The following is a 20,597-nucleotide window of genomic DNA, read 5'->3' on the forward strand; positions in this document are numbered from 1 at the left end:
AATCTTTAATTTTGGGGATGGAGCAATCAAAAACACAACTTTACTTGGTGCCCACCCCCATTGGCAATCTGGAGGACATGACCTATCGTGCGGTCAACATCCTAAATCAGGTAGATGTTATTTTAGCCGAAGACACCAGAACCTCCGGAAAACTGCTCAAGCATTATGATATCAAAAAACCACTGCAGAGTTTTCATATCCATAATGAGCATAAGAAAGTTGAGCAAGTAATTGAAGAACTAAAAGCAGGAAAAATCATGGCATTGATTTCAGATGCTGGAACACCCGGAATATCAGATCCGGGTTTTTTATTGGCTCGTGAAGCTTTAAAAAATGACATTAAACTGGAATCCCTTCCAGGCGCTACTGCCTTAATCCCCGCTCTTATCAAATCTGGCTTCCCAAATGACCGATTTATTTTTGAAGGCTTTTTACCACATAAAAAAGGACGGAAAACCAGAATAGAAAATTTAAAGGAAGAAGAGCGAACGATCATCTTTTATGAATCACCACATCGTTTGCTGAAAACATTGAAACAACTGGCCGAAGTGATGGGCGAAGAAAGAATGGCTTCTGTCTCCAGAGAACTCACAAAATTATTTGAAGAAACCATAACCGATACCTTGGCAGGACTCATTGAACATTTTGAGCAAACTGCCCCTAAAGGAGAAATTGTATTGGTATTAAATGCAAAATCATGATTAAAAAACTTTTTATAGGATTATTAATTGTATCCACTTTTTCATTTTCAATATCAGCTCAAAATACGCTTTCAGATGACGCTAAAATGAGTTTGATTACCGTTGCACCAGGAGATGAGCTTTATTCAGGTTTTGGTCATTCTGCGCTATGGGTAGAAGATGAAAGTAAAGGCCTAAGCGTAGTTTTCAATTACGGGACATTTGATTTTGAAACGCCTGGTTTCTATATGAAATTTGTAAGGGGGAAGCTTGATTACATGCTCTCTGCCGGAAGAATATCATATTTAATCAATTCTGCTAAGGCCGAGAAAAGAAGTGTAATTCAGCAAAAACTAAACCTAAGCCCGAAACAGAAAAATGAAATCTATAGCTTTCTGATAGAAAACATCAGACCAGAAAATCGATTTTACCAGTATGATTTTTTCTTTGACAATTGCTCAACACGCTTCAGGGATTTATTGGAAGATGTTTTAGGTGAAGGATTGGTTTGGGAAAGAGAAGCTGAAGGACTTACTTTTAGAGAGTATTTAGATATCTATTTAGCAGACAAACCTTGGCAAGATTTCGGTATCGATTTGGTCCTAGGGCAACCTACAGACCAAATTGCCGACAAAAGGAATGAGATGTTCCTGCCCGATCTTTTGATGTTCCATTTTGACGAAGCTACTTATAATGGAAAACCGATAGTGGAAGAAAAAATCATCATTTATGAGGCAGAAGAAGATCAAGCCACTGTTGGCTTTCAAATTTTGCCTGAATATGTCACTTGGTTTCTTTGTTTATTTGGGATTTTCTTGAGCGTAAGACATCATAAATCCAAATTAAGCGATGTTTGGTTCAACAGGTTATTATTTGTCATTACAGGGCTTGTTGGTTGTCTAATCTTCTTTCTATGGTTTCTATCGGACCATGTGGCAACGGTCAATAACTGGAACATGATTTGGGCCTTTCCATTAAATGTGGTGTTAGCCTTTTTACTTTTCAAAAAACCAGCAAAAAAATGGCATACGGTATTTTACGCTTTATTCGGAATTGTTCAATTTATGGTATTGGGATTTTTCTATACCCTGCCACAAGCCATGCATACGGCAGTATTGCCTATTGTTTTATATTTTGCCTTTAAGTCCTTTAACCTTTTATACAGAACCAAAAAAATGAATGTATAACGGTCTAAGACCGACTTATTACTTGAGGTCACGCTATGCAATGATTAAATCTTCTACCAAACGAAAAAGATATAAACTAAAAAGATGAAACTAAACACTATTCATCAAGAAGCAAAAAAGCTAGTCAAAGAAGTAGGTGAATTCATAAGAGAAGAATCCGAAAACTTCAATACTGCTAAAGTAGAGCACAAAGGATTTAACGATTTGGTGAGTTATGTCGATAAAGAAGCGGAGAAAAGATTAGTAGAAGGCCTAGGTGAAATCTTGCCCGAATCAGGTTTCATTGCAGAAGAAGGTACCTCCAATAAAAAAGGAGAAAGGTATAATTGGATAATTGATCCTTTGGACGGCACCACTAATTTTGTACATGGTTTGCCTGTATTTTCAATCAGTGTAGCATTGCAAGAAAATGATGAAATAGTTTCCGGAATAGTATTGGAAATTAATCGAGATGAGTGTTTTGAGGCCGTTAAAGGCGAATCATCAAAGTTGAATGGAAAGCCTATTTCTGTTTCTAAAAATATTGACCTCTCTCAAAGTTTAATTGCAACTGGTTTTCCCTATAATGACTTTGATAAAATGGATGACTATTTATCAATCTTAAAACATTTAATGCAAAACACTCATGGATTAAGAAGATTTGGCAGTGCAGCAGTGGATTTGGCCTACGTGGCCTGCGGAAGATATGAAGGTTATTTTGAATACAACCTGAATGCTTGGGATGTTGCGGCAGGTGCCTTCATTGTACAACAAGCCGGGGGAAAAGTAAGCCGATTTAATGGTGATAAAGATTACATTTTTGGCAGGGAAATATTATCTTGCCCACAAGAAATTTATCAAGAACTATTAACTGTAATCCAGAACCAATGGAAACACAATCAATAGAGAAAAGTCAAAGGATTAATTTAGGGGCTGGTAGGGTGAAATTCTCAGATGATGCAATTAAGAAGTTGAATTATGTATTGAGTGGATTGTTTATGTTGACCGCAATTTCATATTTTATCAATTATATGGAAAAAGAGCATGAACTAGGCAGACACTTTTTTACTAGCTTCATTTATATTTTCACTGCTCTTTTGTTTTTCCTTAAAGCTCGAATCGAGTTATCTTCTACTTCAAAATACGCCCCGCATTTTATGATTTCTGATGATTTTATTAAGGTAAAAACAGGGGTATTCAAAAAATCTATATTGATAAATTGGAATGATATTAAGAAAGTGGAGCTTAGTTCTTATAAAATTGGAATTAAAGACAAAACAGGAGTGCAATATTATCCTTATCAAACCAGAAAAGATACATCAATTCAAATCAAAAGGGCTATTGAAGAAATGGCTACTCAAAAAGGAATAGAGGTGGAGAATCTTTTAAGAAAGTAAACTTATTTTTACAATACGACTATAATGTCTTCTAACCAAAGTCCAGAACCAATGGAAACACCATCAATAGAGCAAAGCCAAAGATTTACTTTAGGATCAGGAGACATTAGTATGTCTGAAAAAACTGCTATAAAATTAAATTATATAGCAGGCGGGCTAATGATGATTTCTTCACTATATTATATCATCAGTTTTGTTCTTATAGATACTGAGTTTAACTATAAAATCATTTCAGGCGTATTATTTTTCTTATCAGCTTGTATATTCTTGTTCAGAGCCCATTTTGAATTATCCCCTAGCTCAAGATATGCCCCTCATTTTCTAATCTCAGATACTGGAATTAAAATCAAAACAGGCGTTTTCAAAAACTCAGTTTTCTTCAATTGGGATGATGTTAAGAAAATAGAAATAGGTTACTATTTAATTGGGATTAAGGACAAAACAGGATTAGAATATTTTCCTTATAAAACAAGAAAAGAAACTTCTATCCAGATCAAAAGTGCTATTGAAGAAATGACTACTCAAAAAGGGATAGAGGTACACAATCTATCGAGAAGATAAACAAAATTCCTTACCCCATGAGTAAGAAAATACTGTTTACTTTTTCTCCAAAAGATTTATCAAATCGGTTTCGGTTTTCTTAACGGCAATAAAGTTGGGCCCCAAAAAGTCTTCGTATTTAAATTCGTATTTTCTGAACTCGACCGTTTTCGGGAAAATTTTTCCTAGTAAGTAGCCTTTGCTCTCGAAATAATTGTAAAAATCTATTAACAATTTTTTAGTAGTGATATTAATATATCCATATTCGAATTGAATCATCTTTATTTTTCCATTCGAAATATGTTCATCGAAACCCAACAATGCATCAAATTCAGCGCCTTCCACATCAATTTTTAATAGGTCAACCTCATCAATTTTATGTTCTTTCAAAAAATCGTCCCCTTTTGTCAGTTCAATTGTCTGCTTTTGAGTCGATTCGTAAGATAAGCCCTGTATGTCAACCAATGAAGAATGAGTATTGGAATTAAAAATATTAATTTCTTTGCTGGTATTGGTTTTGTAAAGTCCTTTTTGAACAGCTACAATATTTTCATGAGTACTTACATTTTGTGATAAGAGTTTGAAAGTATCTTTCACAGGCTCAAGTGAATATATTAAGGTATTGGGCATCAATTCATTACAAACTAGCGTGTATTTACCTATATTAGCTCCACCATCTATAATCACTGCGGGCTTGAGTTTAGATATTTTTTTTAGAACAGTAAATTCTCCGTTACTGTATAAGTCATGGTTTCTATTTTCATATAACCGGTTTAGTGCTCTTCCAAAGCCAGCCAGCCCTTTAAATAATTTGTTATGGGAGTTCCTCTTAAAAAATCTTTTTATTACTGACATAATTATTAATACCAATTAAATAACCGCCTGGCTACTAAAGAAGCAAAGTGTTTGATTTAATACCCTTATAAAAGCCGTTGAGATTTATTAAAAATTAAAAAGCTAAGCAGAAAATTTTTAGCTTAGCTTTTTAATTTATATCTACTATTATTTTTAAGCTCCGGTACAATTCCAATCTTGGCCATACTGATTTCCTGTATCCTCCAGTTCATCCTCAAACTCTTGAACCTGTTCTGGAGAACCACAATAATCCTCCTCTATGCCTGTATTGGCTTCGGTACAAACCACACAAACTTCTACTAGCCCACAGGCTGAAATCATTAAAATCAAAATAAGGGTTGATAGCTTTTTCATAATAAATTTATTCTTCGGTTTCTTCTTCCACTTCATCAATAGTCAAACGGTTTTCTCTATTGGCTATTTCCCAAGCAGTGTAAAATACTAAATCAGTTCTTTTCTTCAATAAATCAAATTCAATTTTTTCCACAGTATCAGTATGCTGGTGATAATCCGGATGAGTACCGTTAAAATAGAAAATGATTGGAACACCATTTTTGGCAAAATTCCAATGGTCAGACCTGTAATAAATTCTATCAGGGTGGTCTTCGGCATTGTAAGTATAATCCAGCTCTAATTTTGTGTAATTTTCATTCATCGCCTCACTAATCTCATGTAACTCTGTAGAAATTCTGTTTGAACCAATCAAATAGACAAATTCTCTATCATCCATATGTGCAGAATCCACTCTACCTATCATATCAATGTTCAAGTTTGTGACCGTATTTTCTAGCGGAAACACAGGGTTCTCAGCATAATGAGCCGAGCCTAACAGTCCTTTTTCTTCACCAGTTACCGGCATAAACAAAATACTTCTTTTGGGTCCATGTCCTGCTTTTTTGGCCTTCACGAAAGCTTCTGCTATTTCTAATACGGCAGTAGTACCTGATGCATCATCATCTGCGCCATTATATACTTTCCCATCTTGAACCCCAACATGGTCATAATGTGCTGTTAGGACAATTAACTCATCTGGCTTTTCCGTTCCTTCCAAATATCCCAATACATTTTCAGTTTCTATTGTTTCAGTATTGATTTCAGCAAAAAGCTCCGCTGAAGCATTGTCCCCAATTTTCAATTCAGAAAGTGGCTTACCAAAAAATTCTTCTGCCAATTCCTTATAAATAACTACGCTAGCTAATCCCTTTTTTGATGGCTCTTCTCTAGACAATGAACCATGGGTAGCATAATATCTGCCATATCTTAACACCATATTCATTCTGCTACTATCCTCCGCAAAAACTAATGCCCCTTTAGCACCTAATTCTTCAATAACCTTCAAAGTTGGAGTAAATTGTCCTTCTGCTTGAAAAGCTAAAAACTTACCTTCTGCTTCAACATTTTCTAAATCCTCCTCAGTAGCCTTATTTACAAATACTATTTCGATTTCATTTCTCTCAAATGGTGTATTAGCCCAATAGACCATTTGATCAAGGTTTTTAATGGTTTTGTCATTTACCACTATTTCAGATTCTCCCCTATAGGTTTGATAAAGATTAAATTTTTGAAAATAAGATCCATCAACTGGGGCTGTCAATCCTAAAGATTCAAAATGATTTTTGATATATTCTGCCGCCATCTTTTGACCTTTCTTTCCAGTTTCCCTTCCTTCAAGAGAATCAGAAGCTAACAAAGTAATATGGCGAGTTAAATCGTCATCTGTAATGGTTTTGGCATACTTTCTTGCTTGCTTTTCCATTACTTGGGCTGACAGTAAACTTACTGCCAATAAACTCATGGCTAGAGTTGAGAAAAAAGTCTTCATAATTAAGGGTTTAAGGTAAATTTATTTAAAATTTTTACTGTTATGTGAACAAAATTCCTAAATAATATATTGTACTTTTGTAGCACGAAACAGTCCGTAATATCTAAAATATTTATTAAAGATACTTTCAAATATTATGAAATTAAACCCTCTGTACCAAGAAAGATTTGATGTAAGGCATAATGCACCGGATAATCAGCAAATATCGGAGATGCTGAAAACGGTAAAAGCCGATTCTTTAGAACATCTTATAGATGAAACTATACCCAAGGCTATCCAGCTAAAGAAAGATTTAAACCTTCCTGAAGCGCAAACTGAATTTGAATTTTTAGAGTCTTTTAAAGAGCTTGCTCAAAAAAATCAGATTTTTAGATCTTATATAGGCTTAGGATACTACAATACCCATACTCCGGGTGTAATCCAAAGAAATATTCTGGAAAATCCAGGGTGGTACACGGCTTATACACCTTACCAAGCAGAAATTGCACAAGGTCGATTAGAGGCTTTGGTGAATTTCCAAACCATGGTAATGGATTTGACCGGTATGGAGTTGGCAAATGCTTCCTTATTGGATGAAGGAACAGCTGCGGCAGAAGCCATGAGCATGTTCTATGGTTTAAGAAAAGGTAAGAAGAAATCAGCAACTGTTTTCTTTGTGGATGAAAACACTTTTCCGCAAACTATCGACATACTAAAAACTAGGGCTAATCCTCTGGGAATAGAATTAAGAATAGCGGATTTATCGCAACTAAATGTGACAGACCCGGAAATTTTTGGGTTTTACGCTCAACAAATCAATTTACAAGGAGAAATCAATGATCTAAAACCAATTATTGAAGTTGCTACCGAAAACAATGTACATTCTACAATTGGTGCAGATCTATTGGCACTTACCTTATTGACTCCTCCTGGAGAAATGGGCGCTGACTGTGTAGTAGGTACTTCACAACGATTTGGTATTCCGTTAGGTTATGGTGGCCCACATGCGGCATATTTTGCAACAAGGGAAGCATATAAAAGGCAAATACCGGGTAGAATTATTGGTGTTTCTGTAGATAAAAAAGGTAATAAAGCCTACAGAATGGCCTTGCAAACAAGAGAACAACACATTAAAAAAGAAAAAGCAACTTCTAACATTTGTACCGCTCAGGTACTATTGGCCATCATGTCAGGTATGTATGGGGTTTACCATGGTCCGGTAGGATTGAAAAAGATCGCAATCCGCACCCATTCGTTGACAAAATTATTAGCCAATGGATTGACGGCATTAGGTTATGAAGTAAGCAATAAAAATTTCTTTGATACCATCACACTTCAGCTTGAATCAGAGAAATTAAGAGAAAAACTTCATTCATTGTTATATGAAAGAAAAATCAATCTTAATTTAAGTGGGACGCATACAGTTTCTATCGCATTGAACGAAACTACCCGTATTCATGATGTAAAAGAATTGATTGAGATATTTGCCTTAGTAGTGGATGAAGATGCCAATAAATTTTCACTTGAGGATAATATTGATCACCTAGAATTGGATTGGCCAAAACAATTGATTCGTGAAAGTAGGTTCATGGAACATCCAATATTCAACCAATTCCATGCTGAGCACGAAATGTTGCGCTATATCAAAAGATTGGAAAATAAAGATTTATCATTGGTGCATTCCATGATTTCATTGGGCTCTTGCACTATGAAATTGAACGCAACAGCTGAAATGATTCCGATTACTTGGCCAGAAATGGCACATATTCATCCTTATGCACCAAAAGAACAAGCTTTGGGCTATAGAGAGATGTTCATTAAGCTGGAAAATATGTTGACCGAAATTACCGGTTTTGCCGCTACCTCATTACAACCCAATTCAGGTGCTCAAGGTGAATATGCTGGTTTAATGGTCATCAGAGGCTATCACCAAAGCAGAGGTGAAGGTCATAGAAATGTGACGATAGTGCCGTCTTCAGCCCATGGAACCAACCCAGCAAGTGCCGTAATGGCCGGAATGAAAGTGATCATTACCAAATGTGACGATCAAGGAAATATTGATTTGGAAGACTTGAAGGCCAAAGCAGAAGAGTATAAAAATAATTTATCTGCATTAATGGTGACTTATCCTTCTACTCATGGTGTGTTTGAAGAAAGTATTCAAGAAATCTGTCAAATCATTCATGATAATGGAGGTCAGGTTTATATGGACGGAGCTAATATGAATGCCCAAGTTGGTTTAACATCTCCTGCAAATATTGGAGCTGATGTTTGTCACTTGAACTTACATAAAACATTCTGTATCCCGCACGGTGGTGGTGGGCCAGGCATGGGGCCAATTTGCGTAGCTGAACATTTACAAGATTTCTTACCTGGCAATCCGTTAATTCCGACTGGTGGTAATCAAGCTATTTCGGCCATCTCTGCAGCTCCTTGGGGCAGTGCCAGCATATTGGCTATAAGTTATGCTTATATTTGCATGATGGGCAGTGAGGGGCTTAAAAAGGCTACACAAACCGCCATTTTAAACGCTAACTATATAAAAGAAAAATTAGCTGGTCATTATCCGGTTCTTTATACCAATCAAAAAGGTAGAGCCGCTCACGAAATGATCATTGATTGCCGTGCTTTTAAAGAATATGGAGTTGAGGTTGAGGATATTGCCAAGCGTTTAATGGATTATGGATACCATTCCCCTACTGTTTCTTTCCCTGTTCCGGGTACTATGATGATAGAACCAACGGAAAGTGAAAGTAAAATGGAATTGGACAAATTCTGTACTGCCATGATTTCAATTAGGGAAGAAATACAAGAAATTGCAGACGGAAAAGCTGATGCGACTGAAAACGTGCTGAAAAATGCACCACATACAATGTCCGTAGCCTTGGCAGAAAAATGGGAATTACCATATTCAAGAGAAAAAGCAGTTTTCCCAATAGAATCAGTTCGCCACAACAAGTTTTGGCCAAGTGTAAGTCGAATAGACAGTGCTTATGGGGATAGAAACTTAATGTGTAGCTGTATTCCAGTATCAGAATATGAAAATTCAGAGGAAGCAGTTAGTGTCTAAACTCAATATCTAAGAATAGAAAAGCCTTTCAAGTTTGAACTTGAAAGGCTTTTTTTTGATATCAGGAAATTAAAACTGAAAACTATTCTACAATAATGGATTTGGTTTTATTGTATTGTGAACTTCCCGCCTCCACTATGAAAAATTTAGGGTTGTAATAGCTTAAATCATATTCTTTTGTAAATAGGCCAGATTTAGAAACCGTCTCTTGTTTGATTAAATTTCCTATTAAATCGTATATTTTAATCGTTGTGGATTTGTTATTCTCTTTGTAAAAACTGATGCTGAATTTTCCTGTTTCGGTTTTCTTAAGCTTAAAATCAAATTCAGGATTAACCAATAATTTTTTAGGATAACTTACTCTTCCATCTTTTTCGATACTTTCCACTTCAATGCTGTCCTGCGAACTTTCTTGAGCATTGGAAATAGAAATCGAAAGACATAAAAATATAAGTATTACTAAAACTCTAATCATATTATTGGGTAGTAATTATTCATCCTCAAATTTTTCTAACACAAAATCTTTGCCATTAAAAGATGCAAAAGTATTATAATTCACCCATTCCCCTAAATTTATGTAGCGAGAATTTTCTGCCACCTCCAAATCAAGTGGTAAGTGTCGATGTCCAAAGACATAATAATCGTGATGTGTACGTTTTTCAACCTCTTTTGCATAAGTCCATAGCCATTCTCCATCCCCCAAAAATTTTTCCGTATCAGAAGTGCTACTGCTAATTCTACTATTAGCTGACCATTTATTGGCAATCCTAATTCCTAAATCGGGATGAATTTGCCTGAAAAGCCATTGACACAATTTATTGTCAAAAGCCTTTTTAAGAAATTTATATTGTTTGTCCCCAGGCCCTAAACCATCGCCATGACCTATTAAAATTTTTTGACTGTTAGCCAATAAAGTGATGGGCTCTCTGAACACATCAATACCCAATTCTTCCTTAAAATAGCCATACATCCACATATCATGGTTTCCAGTAAATAAATAGATAGGCAATCCGTTATCAGCCAATTCAGCTAATTTACCTTGAAAGCGAATAAATCCTTTAGGAATAGCTTTTTTGTATTCATGCCAAAAATCAAAAATATCACCCACTAAAAATAAAGCGGAAGCATCGGGTTGAATCTGATCCATCCACCGGACAATTCTTTGTTCTCTAATATGGCTCTCCTTCAAATTGGGGGCTCCCAGATGAAAATCTGAAGCAAAATATATTTTTTTTGATGCCGGTATATCCAGTTTAAGGGTTTTCATGATCGGCTACAAAGCTAAAAAAAGCAGATTAAAACCTAACTATTTTTTTCATTTAACAAAAAAATCTTTTGGAATCATTTCACTTATAGAATTTTGGCTCTACATAAAAAAAGCTGGACTTATGAAAAATCCAGCTCTAATTACAATTATGAAAAAATACTATTATTTACCTAAAAATGAACTTAACATCCAGTGATGTTTCTCCATATCTTGAATAAATGTATTCAACATATCTTCTGTACCAACATCTCCTATATCAATAGCTGCGTTCATAGCATCAGTTAAAAATGATAATAATATTTGATAATCATTTAATATTTCTTGCACCATTTCTTCCGCAGGCAAATCAGTTGGAGATTCTTTGATATTGGAATTTTCCATATAGTCACTCAAATTACTGAGTGGAGTATGTCCAAAAACTCTTATTCTTTCTGCTATTTCATCAATGCTTTCTTTTGCGATATCATATCTTTCTTCGAATTGCTCATGCAAATCAAAGAAATCGGCACCTTTTACATTCCAGTGGAAGTTTCTGAGTTTTTGATAATGCATGTGATAATTGGCTAGCAATGCATTCATTACTTCTACCAATCTTTCAGTTTCTGATTTATCAAAACCTAATTTTCTATATCTTTTTTCTACTGTAGTACTCATATATTATTTAATTTAACTTGGTTAAAAAAATTAAAACATCAGTCTCTTATTAATTTTTATAATTAACTGATTCTTTTAATTGGTCGATTGTTTCCTTTCCTTTGGTGGAAACTGTATCGATTTCTTTATTTAATGTTGATTTCAATTCATCAATTTTTTTCATTGAATCTTTATATGATTTATCAACATTCTTTTTCAATTTTTTTCTTGTTTTATCTCCTTTTTCAGGTGCATAAAGTAATCCTGCAACTGCTCCTGTTAACAATCCTAAACTAAATCCTGTCAAAATTTTTACTCCGTTATTCATAGTGATTTTTTATTTTAAGGTTATTAATTAATTTCTATTAGTATTAACCTTGTTTGTAAGAAAATGTTACATATATTGACATTTTTCCTCAATAAATGTTAATATTGTTAACAAATGACAAAAATAGCAAACAATATAAAATATCTCAGAACGCAAAAAGGACTAAGTCAAACTGCAATGGCAGAGGCTGTTGGACTCAAAAGAGGTAATATTGCCTCTTATGAAAAAGAACTGGCTCAGCCCAGCATTGAAAACTTGGTCAAAATTGCGGATTACTTTGAAATTGATATCCACCAGATCGTAAATGAAGATTTGCAATTTTCCACAAGAAAAATACAGTCAGAAAAAAATCCGTTTAAAATATTTGAAGAAAGTTTTCCCCTCCAAGGCTTAAAGGACAGAGTGAATGCCTTAAAAGGAAACCATAATCCGGATGAAAAAATCAAAAAGCTCAAAGACCAAAACAAGGATATTCATAAAATGGTTGAAGGCTTTAGGGCATTCCATAAGATGAGAATGGAATCTAATAGTGATGCCGTAGAGTTAAACAAAAAATTATCGGCTGACTATGAAAACTTATTGGATATCTTGCTAACAGTATTGAAAAGTAATACTGATTTAATTAAAATTTTAGACAAAAAACATGACTAGTTTCAAAAAACTCACATTCCTATATTTACTCATTATCTATTCCCATTTATCTTTTGCCCAAGAATATGATCGTGATGTTCAATCCATTGAGGCCATTATGTCTGCCTTGACTGAAGTTATTTCAGGACCTGCCGATAAAGAAAGGGATTGGAATAGATTTATATACCTATTTTCGGAAGATGCAAAATTAATCCCCACTCAAAAAACAGAAAGTGGTGAAGTAACTTATCATTATTGGACTCCGCAGGACTACGTTAAAATGTATCAGAAAAACCGAGGTGGAACAGCTTTTTACGAACAAGAATTACACAGAATTACAGAATCATTCGGTAATATTGCCCATTGCTTTAGTACCTATGCTGTACGAACTTCTGAAAATGGCCCAATTGAAAGGCGTGGCATCAATAGTATTCAATTACTTAAAGGAAAAGATCGATGGTATATCATGTCTGTTTTTTGGAGCAATGAATCTGATGAGGAAAAGCTACCGAATAAATATTTGAAAATGAATTGATTACTATTCATTAAAAACTTGATTTTCTACAAACTCCAAGATTATTTCAGAAAGGTTTGAAATCGACTCAGGACCTGCCCCGTATCGAGATACTCTTTTATTGATACCATTTCGATTATAGGTAAATTTTTGTGTTGGCAAGCCCTGAACATTTGATCGATAATCGTTATCCAAATTTACCCAATCAGCGGATTCAATTATCCCTAGTAATGCTTCAAATTGTTCATCAGATAGGGTTTTTTCATGTTTTCCATTAAGAGAGGTGTTTTCTTCACCATTAAATATCAATTTTTTATTCCCATAAAGTGACAACTCATATACTGGACATTGATTTTCACAAGGAGTGGTATCTAGACTAAAGATTTCTTCTACATTTTTGGAAGTCAGATTTTGATTATTCACGCATGAAGACAATGCCATTGATGAAATAAATATTGAAATAATTATTACTGTTTTGCCTTTGAACATTAATGCTATAATTTAAATTTGAACCTATTGTTTATACAGAAATGAATCTAATTGGTTACAATCCAAAAGGGGCATTCCTTTCAAATACCATCAATTCTTCATTTTTAGGATGCTTAAATTGAATATAAGATGCATGCAACATCAACCTTTCATCTCTTTTCCCATAAAGCGTATCCCCAACAATCGGAGCATCTAAGCCTTCAGGATGTGCGGCATGTACCCTGAGCTGATGAGTTCTTCCCGTAACTGGAACAAATTGCACTTCACTTCTATTTTCAGATTGCTTAATCAATTTCCATTGAGTCAATGCTTTTCTGCCAATTTCATAATCTACCTTCTGCATAGGACGATTATCTTCATCAACAGCAAGTGGCAGATTTACTTCTCCTTTTGATTGCTTCAATTCACCTTCTAATACAGCACAATACCTTTTTTGAATGGTTTTATCCATGAATTGTTTTTGCAAAAATTTATGGCTTTCCAAATCCTTGCTGATCAACATAATTCCCGATGTCATTTTGTCCAATCGGTGAGCTAATAAAGGGCCAGTGGCTTTGGGGTATTTTTGTTGCATTCTGGTCAAGACCGAATCTTTAATCTCCTTTGAAGGAATACTGAGTAATCCGGCTGGCTTTACAATCACTGCAATTTGTTCATCTTCATGTAAAGTTTCAATTACTTTGTCCGCAGCCGTATATTGTAAAAGAGGGTCATCTTCTAACTTCAATCCTTTCAACATATGTCCTAAAATAGGTTTACATTTTCCGCTGCAAGCAGGATAAAACCTCCCCTCCTTCCTTAGTTCAGATTTGGGTGCTTTCCCCCACCAAAATTCTCCCATGGCCAATGGCTTATACTGATTGGCAAATGCATATTGCAATAATTTGGGCAAGGCACAGTCTCCAGCCCCCGAAGGAGGATATCCAATTGGCTCAAAGATTTCTTCTAGTCCTTTTCTTTTACCTCTGGTATTTAAAAACTGATACTGGTCAAAAATCTGTTTCTGAAGTTGAGTGGATTTCTGTTTTCGCTCTTTTTTAAGCTTTTGAATTTGTGATTCATAAACCGCCACTTTTGACTGTATGGAAGCAATTTTCTTCTTCCATGCCTTATGCAGCTTTTTATAATCATAATCCTCATTCCTGCTTTCATTTCGAAGTTGTTCATCCAATTTATCAAAAGATTCAGGGCTGAGATTGACCATACCTTCCTCTCGTTTTTCTTTTCTTAAGGCCTTTGCTTTTTGTTTTTTCTTTTGCTCAAATTTTAATTGAAGACTGGATTGCTTGCTTTGATCTTTGAGCTCCTCCATTAACAACTTAAAGTTTGGATCATCTTCAAGCGATTTGATTTTTTGATTGATTCTATCTAATTCCTTTTCTCCCTTTTTGTAAAAGCCTTCTAATTCCAATCTATTATAAATGGGAGGAACAAAGCTGACAGGTGGTGCCCCTTCAAAATCCTGCCCTGAGAATGAAGTCAGGTAGCCTATTTCACCAGACTGATTTTGAACCACTAATACGCTATACATTTTACCGCTAATCTCATTTCGGATTTTAGCAGATTTTAAGATCTCCTGTATTTCATTTGCAGCCAATTCGGTGAGGGGATGAGGTTCATAAGAAAATGGGAAAGTAAATCTTTCAGGTAATGAATAATCTGAAATATCAGATTTGAATTTATGGAAGCAGGAATCTTGCATGAAAAGGACTTATTGCATTAGTATGAGCTAAATAGAAATGCAAAATTAAGTAATTATAATCTTAGCTCAATATTATACATAGAATATCAGAATTAAAATCAATGATATTAATCATATTCTTATGTAACTAAACTCACCAACTCCACCCCTCACATAACGTTCTGATTATTAGAACTAAACACTAGACCATGAAGAATAAAAGAGTTGTTATCACAGGAGGAAGTGGCGCTATAGGCAAAGCCTTAGCCAAGGAATTAATAGCAAAAGGTGCGAAGGTACTCATCACCGACTTAAAAGAGGAAAATTTAGAAAAAGCAAAAGAGGAATTAGCGTCCGATCAACTTTTCACTTTTAAGGCTGATGTAAGCGAGGAAAAGGAAGTAGCTAAATATGTTCAATATGCAGTGGATAAGATGGGCGGAATCGATATTTTCTATAATAATGCAGGAGTTGAAGGTAAAGTGGCGCCATTGGATGAATACCCATTAGAAGTGTTCAACCAGGTTTTGAATGTAAATGTAAAAGGAGTTTATTATGGATTGAGACATGTTTTCCCGGTTATGAAAAAGAATAAAGAAGGCGGTAGTATCATTATAACTTCATCTGTAGCTGGATTGATGGGAACGCCAAATGTTTTGCCGTATGTCACCAGTAAGCATGCAATAATTGGTATGATGAAATCAGCTGCTTTGGAAGGTGCACCACATAAAATCAGAGTGAATACTGTAAACCCATCTCCTGTTGATAACAGAATGATGCGTTCTTTGGAAGAGGGTTTCGCACCCGGTGCTGGAGCAGAAGCCAAAAAAGGATTTGAGCAAACTATTCCCTTACAGCGCTATGCCACAAATGAAGAGGTTGCTAAACTGATGTTGTTTTTAGGAAGCAATGATAGTAGCTTTATAACTGGTACCGTGAATCCTGTTGATGGTGGAATGACTGCCTAATTGGGGAAGCTATTTTGTTTGAAATGACAAAATAGCTTTCTTATTTTCCCAACCAAGCTTTAAAATCACTACATTTTTCAGTACTTACAATACATTCCTTTTCACATGCAGGCATCAAATCAATTTTAATGCGGCTACGGGAATAGGTATGCATTTGTTTGATGGCATTAATCCCTATAATGAATGACCGATTAATCCTGAAAAACTCCATGGGGTCAAGGGAATGGTCTAAGTGATCCATAGTTTCATCTGTAACATATTTAAGACCAGAATGACTAACCAAAAACACCATTTTATTGTCTGCATAAAAATATGCTGTTTCTTCTACTTTTATTGATTTGATTTGGCTACCGTAAGAAACTAAAAACCGCTGCTTGAAGGCAGGTTTGTTTTCATTAAAGGCAGAAAGAAATTTTTCCACATTAACTTTCTGTTCCTTCTCGGTGATATTTTTTAACTTTTCTAAAGCTTTCAACAAATCTGTTTCTGCTATAGGCTTTAAAAGATAATCAATGCTATTGACCTTAAATGCCTTCAGGGCATATTCGTCATAAGCAGTGGTGAAAATGATAGGTGCTTTAATTTCAATTTTATCAAAAATATTAAAGCTACTTCCATCTGAAAGGTGAATATCCAAAAACACTAATTCTATATCATGCTCCTTTTGAAAAAAATCCACTGCTTCCTCAATGCTTCCCATCACTTTTACTATTTTCAAACTAGGTTGAATTCTAGCAAGCATTTTTTGAAGCTTTTGAGCAGCTAATTTTTCATCTTCAATAATTACTGCATTCATCTCTTTGCTCTTAATTTTTATTCTGCTAAAGTTTGAAGTTTAATTTCCGCAATAAATTGTCCATTCTTTGTATAAAATTTTGGAGCTTCTCCATTCAATAGTTTAAATCTTTGATCAATATTGTACAATCCAGTTTTGGTGGATGGATAGTCCTCTTTTCTTTCTTGTAAATTATTGATGACTTTTAAAATCCCATTTTGTACTATTAATTGAATTTTTAGCGGATACTTCTCATTAACCTTATTATGCTTAATACAATTTTCCACCAGATTTTGAAGTATCAATGGCGGGATAAAGTAATCATCCATTTCAACTTGAATATTTTTTTCAAAATATAAATGATCATCAAAGCGTATTTTCTGCAGGTAGATGTAAGAATCTACAAATTCAAGTTCCTGACTAAGAGGCACAAAGCTTTTCTCTCTCACATCCAAAACATAGCGATATATTTTGGAGAACTCTTGTACAAATATTTCAGCCTTTTCAGGATTGACCGAAATCAGAGAAGACAGTGTATTTAAACTATTAAATAAAAAATGAGGATTAACCTGATTTTTCAAGCTCTCATATTGTAATCTAGCCTCCACTTTTTTCAATCTTTCGCTTTCCAGGAGCGCCTCTTTCCACAATTGGAAATAACATACTGTTTCATAGATTATGGAAATGATAATGGTGATGCCTAAACCTAAGGCCAAATTGTACAAATGATATTTTGCAGAATAGGGTACAAAGCCTAAAAAATGCAACAGAATCACCAAGAAGCTGGCAACCCCAATGGTGTATAAAAAAGACCAGCCTACTTGGGTGAGTATCCTCTTTTTGGTGTCTTTTAGTGCGGGAAACTTGGTTCTGACCCTTCCCACAATATGATAATTACCCTCCCAATAAGCAAAGGTAAAGGCTAAAGTAATCACGAATACTGTCCAAAAAGAGCCATCAGGATTAGTGGCTGACAATACAGTCGCTAATCCAAGCATCATTAAATATCGATCGTATGGCTCCTTAATCTTCATGCTTTCTTCTAATTTAAAGCTTTATAAACTGCATCACCTGCTTCTACGCCCATTGTAAAAATGAACACTCCTAAGACCAACACTATCAGTATTTTAAAAATTACTACTTCTAATTTGCTTAGATTATTCCACTTCTTTCTCATAACTTCTTCAAAATTTTGAATTTTTGACATAATTTGATTTATTTTTTTACTTTAGATAATTTTTCTGTTAACGCTGTTCTTAAAAAGCACTATGTCAAAAATCAACACCCCCCTACGCCCCCCTCATGGGGGGAGTCACACGGATTTTCTTCTATTTTTAATCTGTGAGAACTATCCCCTCGAGGGGATTATAGGGGTGTTTTAGTGCTTGTCATCTTGTTAAAAAGTTAATCTATACTGTGGGATAGGATAAATACCCAATTGGTAATTATCCACTATTTGCTCCGTTACAGGATTATACGTTCTTCTAAATAAATTTTGGGTATTGAATACATTTTGAATATCCAAAGCCCATTCATGCGTTAATTTCTTGCTGTTCATCCTAAAGCTTAATTTTAAATCAGTTCTGAAATAATCTGGATTCTTTTCTGAATAAGCATTTTCATGATCCAACACCATTTCCTTAGCTTGTCTGGAAGCTTGTAAATCAATTGGCGTCACATACTGTCCGCCAGCGTAAGTACTTTTAATATCTATTGCTAAAACACGGTTTTTTGAGCCCAATTCAATCTCACGGCCAAACAGTCCATTTAATACATATTGGCTATTAAAAGCTGTATTCCTCCATTTTTGATCACTGCCTTGGTATTCTGATTCAAATAATGAAGTGGTAAACAAAAAGTAATAGTTTTTGCTAAAGCTCTTCTCTAAAGTCAATTCCAAACCGTAATTTCTACCTAATCCATTATTGACCAAGCTATCGGCATTGGGAACCCCAAAATCTGCGCCTGCATTCAGCATTGAAAATGAACTGCTTTTCCTTTCCACTGCCACATCATACAAGTGCTGGTAATATGCCTCTGCCCTCAACTTAAAATCTCTATTAAATTGATGATTAAAGCCCGCTACAAAATGATGGGATTTGGTGAAATCTAAATTCTCATTGGTCCTTACATTTCCATTTCCCTCTTTTTGAGTTTCCAAGAAATAAATAGGCATCACTTGAAGTTGGCTATGCAATCCATAGCCAAATTTCAAGCTATTTTGCTCATTGAGTTGATAGTTTACCCCTAATCGCGGTTCTATTTGTTGCGAACCATTGAAAGCAAAATATTGATAATGCAGTCCTGCTGTGGCATCTAGGTTTTTACTCAACCTATATTGCCACTGAAAAAAGCCTTGGGCAAGACCCGAAACACCCTGCTCATCTCTTAAATTTTGAAAATTATCACTCGTGGCTTGATAAATACTATCTTGCAAATTGAATGAAAGCACATCATAATTAAAGCCTGCCACATAATTATGCTTGGCATTAATTTTCTGATGAAAATGGTATTGGGCTCTGTATTTTGTTAGACCGTAATTATTTCGGTAAAAAGGTTGAGGTTCTCTATTTTCAGTGCTCAGAGAATCTACGATATTGCCTGAAAAACTATAGTCTGCAGAAAGGCTGAAGATTCCATAGGTATTATCATTGTAATATTGGGTATTAGAAAGCCCCACCACGCCCATTTTGGCTGAATTATAAATGTTCTGGGAAATTTCTGTATATAAATCTGTTTCCGTAGTATCGACTTCAGTCCCTAACAAATCAATATTACTTTTGCCTCCAATGGCGAAAAGGCTAAATTTTCCTAGCTTTTTAGTGGGCACATCTACTTTGGCAGAAAAATCCTGGTAATAAGGAACTGCATTTCCGGTCCCTGGTGATAATCCTATTTCGTCCATCAGTGCCAAAGTTGAATATCGGTAATTCAATAAATAAGAAGCCCCATTTTCTTCTCCAATAGGCCCTTCTGTTCCCAATTCAAATCCATTAAAGCCTACTTGGAAAATATGCTCCCTTTTAAAAGAATTTCCTTTTCTCATTTTCAAATCAAATACTCCGGCTGTTGCATTTCCATATTCAGATGGAAAGGCACTGGTCATAAAATCACTTTTGGCCAATAAATTATTATTCAAAATACTAACGGGGCCACCGGTAGTACCCAAAGCCCCAAAGTGATTTGGATTAGGAATATCGATACCTTCTAATCTCCACAAAACACCACTTGGAGAATTCCCTCTAATGATGATGTCGTTTCTAGAATCATTGGCTCCACTTACTCCCGCAAAGTTTTGTGCCATTCGAGCAGGGTCGTTTCTGGCTCCTGCATAACGGTTGGTTTCTTCCATATCAAAACCTCTGGCACTCACCAAGGCCAAATCGTTGGAAGCATTTTGAGGATTATTATTGGCTTTTACCGTTACTTCCGACAATTGTTCAATGCTCTCTTGCAATTCCAAATTAAGCACCACTTCCTTGCCACTAGTGACTTGCAATTGATTAATAAAGATCGTTTCATAACCAATATAGGAAACCTGTAAGCTGATTCTTCCCACTTCCACGTCTGGCAATAAAAATTGTCCATTAACATCCGATGTTGCTCCTTTTAAAGGATCGCTATCTATAATCTTGACACTTGCCCCCGGCAAAGGCGATTGCGTAACCTTATCCATTATAGTACCTCTTACATTTTGAGTAAGTTCTTTTTCGTCTCCCTGACCAAATCCGATGAATCCTATCACCGATAATAGTACTGTGATAAATAATTTTCTCATGGCTTGCATAATTTCTGTTGATTTG

22 protein-coding genes are annotated in these 20,597 nt (G+C 35.1%); 9 read left to right on the forward strand and 13 right to left on the reverse strand.

Annotation, left to right across the window (positions count from 1 at the left end):
* Positions 1-17 precede the first annotated feature (17 nt).
* The 5 genes from rsmI (at position 18) to ACFE0M_RS12350 (ending at position 3,804) form a co-directional block, all read left to right on the forward strand.
* Entirely contained in the window at positions 18-701 is a 684-nt protein-coding gene (rsmI, locus tag ACFE0M_RS12330) for a 16S rRNA (cytidine(1402)-2'-O)-methyltransferase (RefSeq protein ID WP_434546073.1), read from the forward strand.
* Positions 698-1,867: a DUF4105 domain-containing protein gene (locus tag ACFE0M_RS12335; RefSeq protein ID WP_434546074.1), complete on the forward strand. Its 1,170-nt coding sequence runs from the start codon at positions 698-700 to the stop codon at positions 1,865-1,867. Before rsmI ends, ACFE0M_RS12335 begins: the two co-directional genes overlap by 4 nt.
* 84 nt (positions 1,868-1,951) lie before the next feature.
* The gene (locus ACFE0M_RS12340; RefSeq protein ID WP_434546075.1) at positions 1,952-2,752 is read left to right on the forward strand and encodes an inositol monophosphatase family protein; all 801 of its coding nucleotides are present in this window, start codon (positions 1,952-1,954) and stop codon (positions 2,750-2,752) included.
* Positions 2,734-3,243, forward strand: a complete 510-nt coding sequence (locus ACFE0M_RS12345; protein WP_434546076.1) for a hypothetical protein — start codon at positions 2,734-2,736, stop codon at positions 3,241-3,243. Before ACFE0M_RS12340 ends, ACFE0M_RS12345 begins: the two co-directional genes overlap by 19 nt.
* A 51-nt stretch (positions 3,244-3,294) precedes the next feature.
* On the forward strand, positions 3,295-3,804 hold the full coding sequence (locus ACFE0M_RS12350) for a hypothetical protein (RefSeq protein ID WP_434546077.1): 510 nt from the start codon (positions 3,295-3,297) through the stop codon (positions 3,802-3,804).
* A 36-nt stretch (positions 3,805-3,840) separates the two neighbouring features.
* Here the strand turns inward: ACFE0M_RS12350 and ACFE0M_RS12355 are convergent, their stop codons facing one another.
* From ACFE0M_RS12355 to ACFE0M_RS12365, 3 genes are all read right to left on the reverse strand, one after another.
* Entirely contained in the window at positions 3,841-4,638 is a 798-nt protein-coding gene (locus ACFE0M_RS12355; protein ID WP_434546078.1) for an FkbM family methyltransferase, read from the reverse strand.
* Positions 4,639-4,791: 153 nt separating this feature from the next.
* Entirely contained in the window at positions 4,792-4,992 is a 201-nt protein-coding gene (locus ACFE0M_RS12360) for a hypothetical protein (RefSeq protein ID WP_434546079.1), read from the reverse strand.
* Between the two features lie 7 nt (positions 4,993-4,999).
* Positions 5,000-6,460 (reverse strand): M28 family peptidase, encoded by a 1,461-nt coding sequence (locus ACFE0M_RS12365; protein ID WP_434546080.1) that lies wholly within the window; start codon positions 6,458-6,460, stop codon positions 5,000-5,002.
* 136 nt (positions 6,461-6,596) lie between these two features.
* Between ACFE0M_RS12365 and gcvP the strand changes: the two genes are divergently transcribed.
* Complete coding sequence (gcvP, locus tag ACFE0M_RS12370) at positions 6,597-9,509, forward strand: aminomethyl-transferring glycine dehydrogenase (RefSeq protein WP_434546081.1); 2,913 nt, start codon at positions 6,597-6,599, stop codon at positions 9,507-9,509.
* Positions 9,510-9,591: 82 nt separating this feature from the next.
* On the opposite strand, the gene ACFE0M_RS12375 is transcribed toward gcvP, so the two are convergent.
* The 4 genes from ACFE0M_RS12375 to ACFE0M_RS12390 form a co-directional block, all read right to left on the reverse strand.
* Positions 9,592-9,984: a hypothetical protein gene (locus ACFE0M_RS12375; protein ID WP_434546082.1), complete on the reverse strand. Its 393-nt coding sequence runs from the start codon at positions 9,982-9,984 to the stop codon at positions 9,592-9,594.
* Positions 9,985-9,999: 15 nt separating this feature from the next.
* Positions 10,000-10,776 (reverse strand): UDP-2,3-diacylglucosamine diphosphatase, encoded by a 777-nt coding sequence (locus ACFE0M_RS12380; RefSeq protein ID WP_434546083.1) that lies wholly within the window; start codon positions 10,774-10,776, stop codon positions 10,000-10,002.
* Positions 10,777-10,938: 162 nt separating this feature from the next.
* A complete protein-coding gene (locus tag ACFE0M_RS12385; RefSeq protein WP_434546084.1) occupies positions 10,939-11,430 on the reverse strand; it encodes a Dps family protein in 492 nt (163 codons plus the stop codon).
* Between the two features lie 49 nt (positions 11,431-11,479).
* On the reverse strand, positions 11,480-11,737 hold the full coding sequence (locus ACFE0M_RS12390; protein WP_434546085.1) for a YtxH domain-containing protein: 258 nt from the start codon (positions 11,735-11,737) through the stop codon (positions 11,480-11,482).
* 114 nt (positions 11,738-11,851) lie between these two features.
* Here ACFE0M_RS12390 and ACFE0M_RS12395 point away from each other — a divergent pair, with 114 nt between their 5' ends.
* Entirely contained in the window at positions 11,852-12,388 is a 537-nt protein-coding gene (locus ACFE0M_RS12395) for a helix-turn-helix domain-containing protein (protein ID WP_434546086.1), read from the forward strand.
* On the forward strand, positions 12,381-12,902 hold the full coding sequence (locus ACFE0M_RS12400) for a hypothetical protein (protein ID WP_434546087.1): 522 nt from the start codon (positions 12,381-12,383) through the stop codon (positions 12,900-12,902). The genes ACFE0M_RS12395 and ACFE0M_RS12400 overlap by 8 nt, the downstream gene beginning before the upstream one ends.
* A gap of 3 nt (positions 12,903-12,905) precedes the next feature.
* Here the strand turns inward: ACFE0M_RS12400 and ACFE0M_RS12405 are convergent, their stop codons facing one another.
* On the reverse strand, positions 12,906-13,370 hold the full coding sequence (locus ACFE0M_RS12405) for a DUF6438 domain-containing protein (RefSeq protein WP_434546088.1): 465 nt from the start codon (positions 13,368-13,370) through the stop codon (positions 12,906-12,908).
* Positions 13,371-13,425: 55 nt separating this feature from the next.
* Entirely contained in the window at positions 13,426-15,072 is a 1,647-nt protein-coding gene (locus ACFE0M_RS12410; protein ID WP_434546089.1) for an RluA family pseudouridine synthase, read from the reverse strand.
* A gap of 188 nt (positions 15,073-15,260) precedes the next feature.
* Between ACFE0M_RS12410 and ACFE0M_RS12415 the strand changes: the two genes are divergently transcribed.
* Positions 15,261-16,019, forward strand: a complete 759-nt coding sequence (locus ACFE0M_RS12415; RefSeq protein ID WP_434546090.1) for an SDR family NAD(P)-dependent oxidoreductase — start codon at positions 15,261-15,263, stop codon at positions 16,017-16,019.
* Between the two features lie 40 nt (positions 16,020-16,059).
* Here the strand turns inward: ACFE0M_RS12415 and ACFE0M_RS12420 are convergent, their stop codons facing one another.
* From ACFE0M_RS12420 to ACFE0M_RS12435, 4 genes are all read right to left on the reverse strand, one after another.
* Complete coding sequence (locus ACFE0M_RS12420; protein WP_434546091.1) at positions 16,060-16,815, reverse strand: LytR/AlgR family response regulator transcription factor; 756 nt, start codon at positions 16,813-16,815, stop codon at positions 16,060-16,062.
* Between the two features lie 17 nt (positions 16,816-16,832).
* Positions 16,833-17,828: a sensor histidine kinase gene (locus ACFE0M_RS12425; protein WP_434546092.1), complete on the reverse strand. Its 996-nt coding sequence runs from the start codon at positions 17,826-17,828 to the stop codon at positions 16,833-16,835.
* A gap of 8 nt (positions 17,829-17,836) precedes the next feature.
* A complete protein-coding gene (locus tag ACFE0M_RS12430; protein WP_434546093.1) occupies positions 17,837-18,001 on the reverse strand; it encodes a hypothetical protein in 165 nt (54 codons plus the stop codon).
* A gap of 189 nt (positions 18,002-18,190) precedes the next feature.
* Complete coding sequence (locus ACFE0M_RS12435) at positions 18,191-20,572, reverse strand: TonB-dependent receptor (protein WP_434546094.1); 2,382 nt, start codon at positions 20,570-20,572, stop codon at positions 18,191-18,193.
* Between the last annotated feature and the right edge of the window lie 25 nt (positions 20,573-20,597).

Origin of the sequence: Marivirga sp. (genome assembly GCF_051117495.1) — a bacterium.
GTDB lineage: Bacteria > Bacteroidota > Bacteroidia > Cytophagales > Cyclobacteriaceae > Marivirga.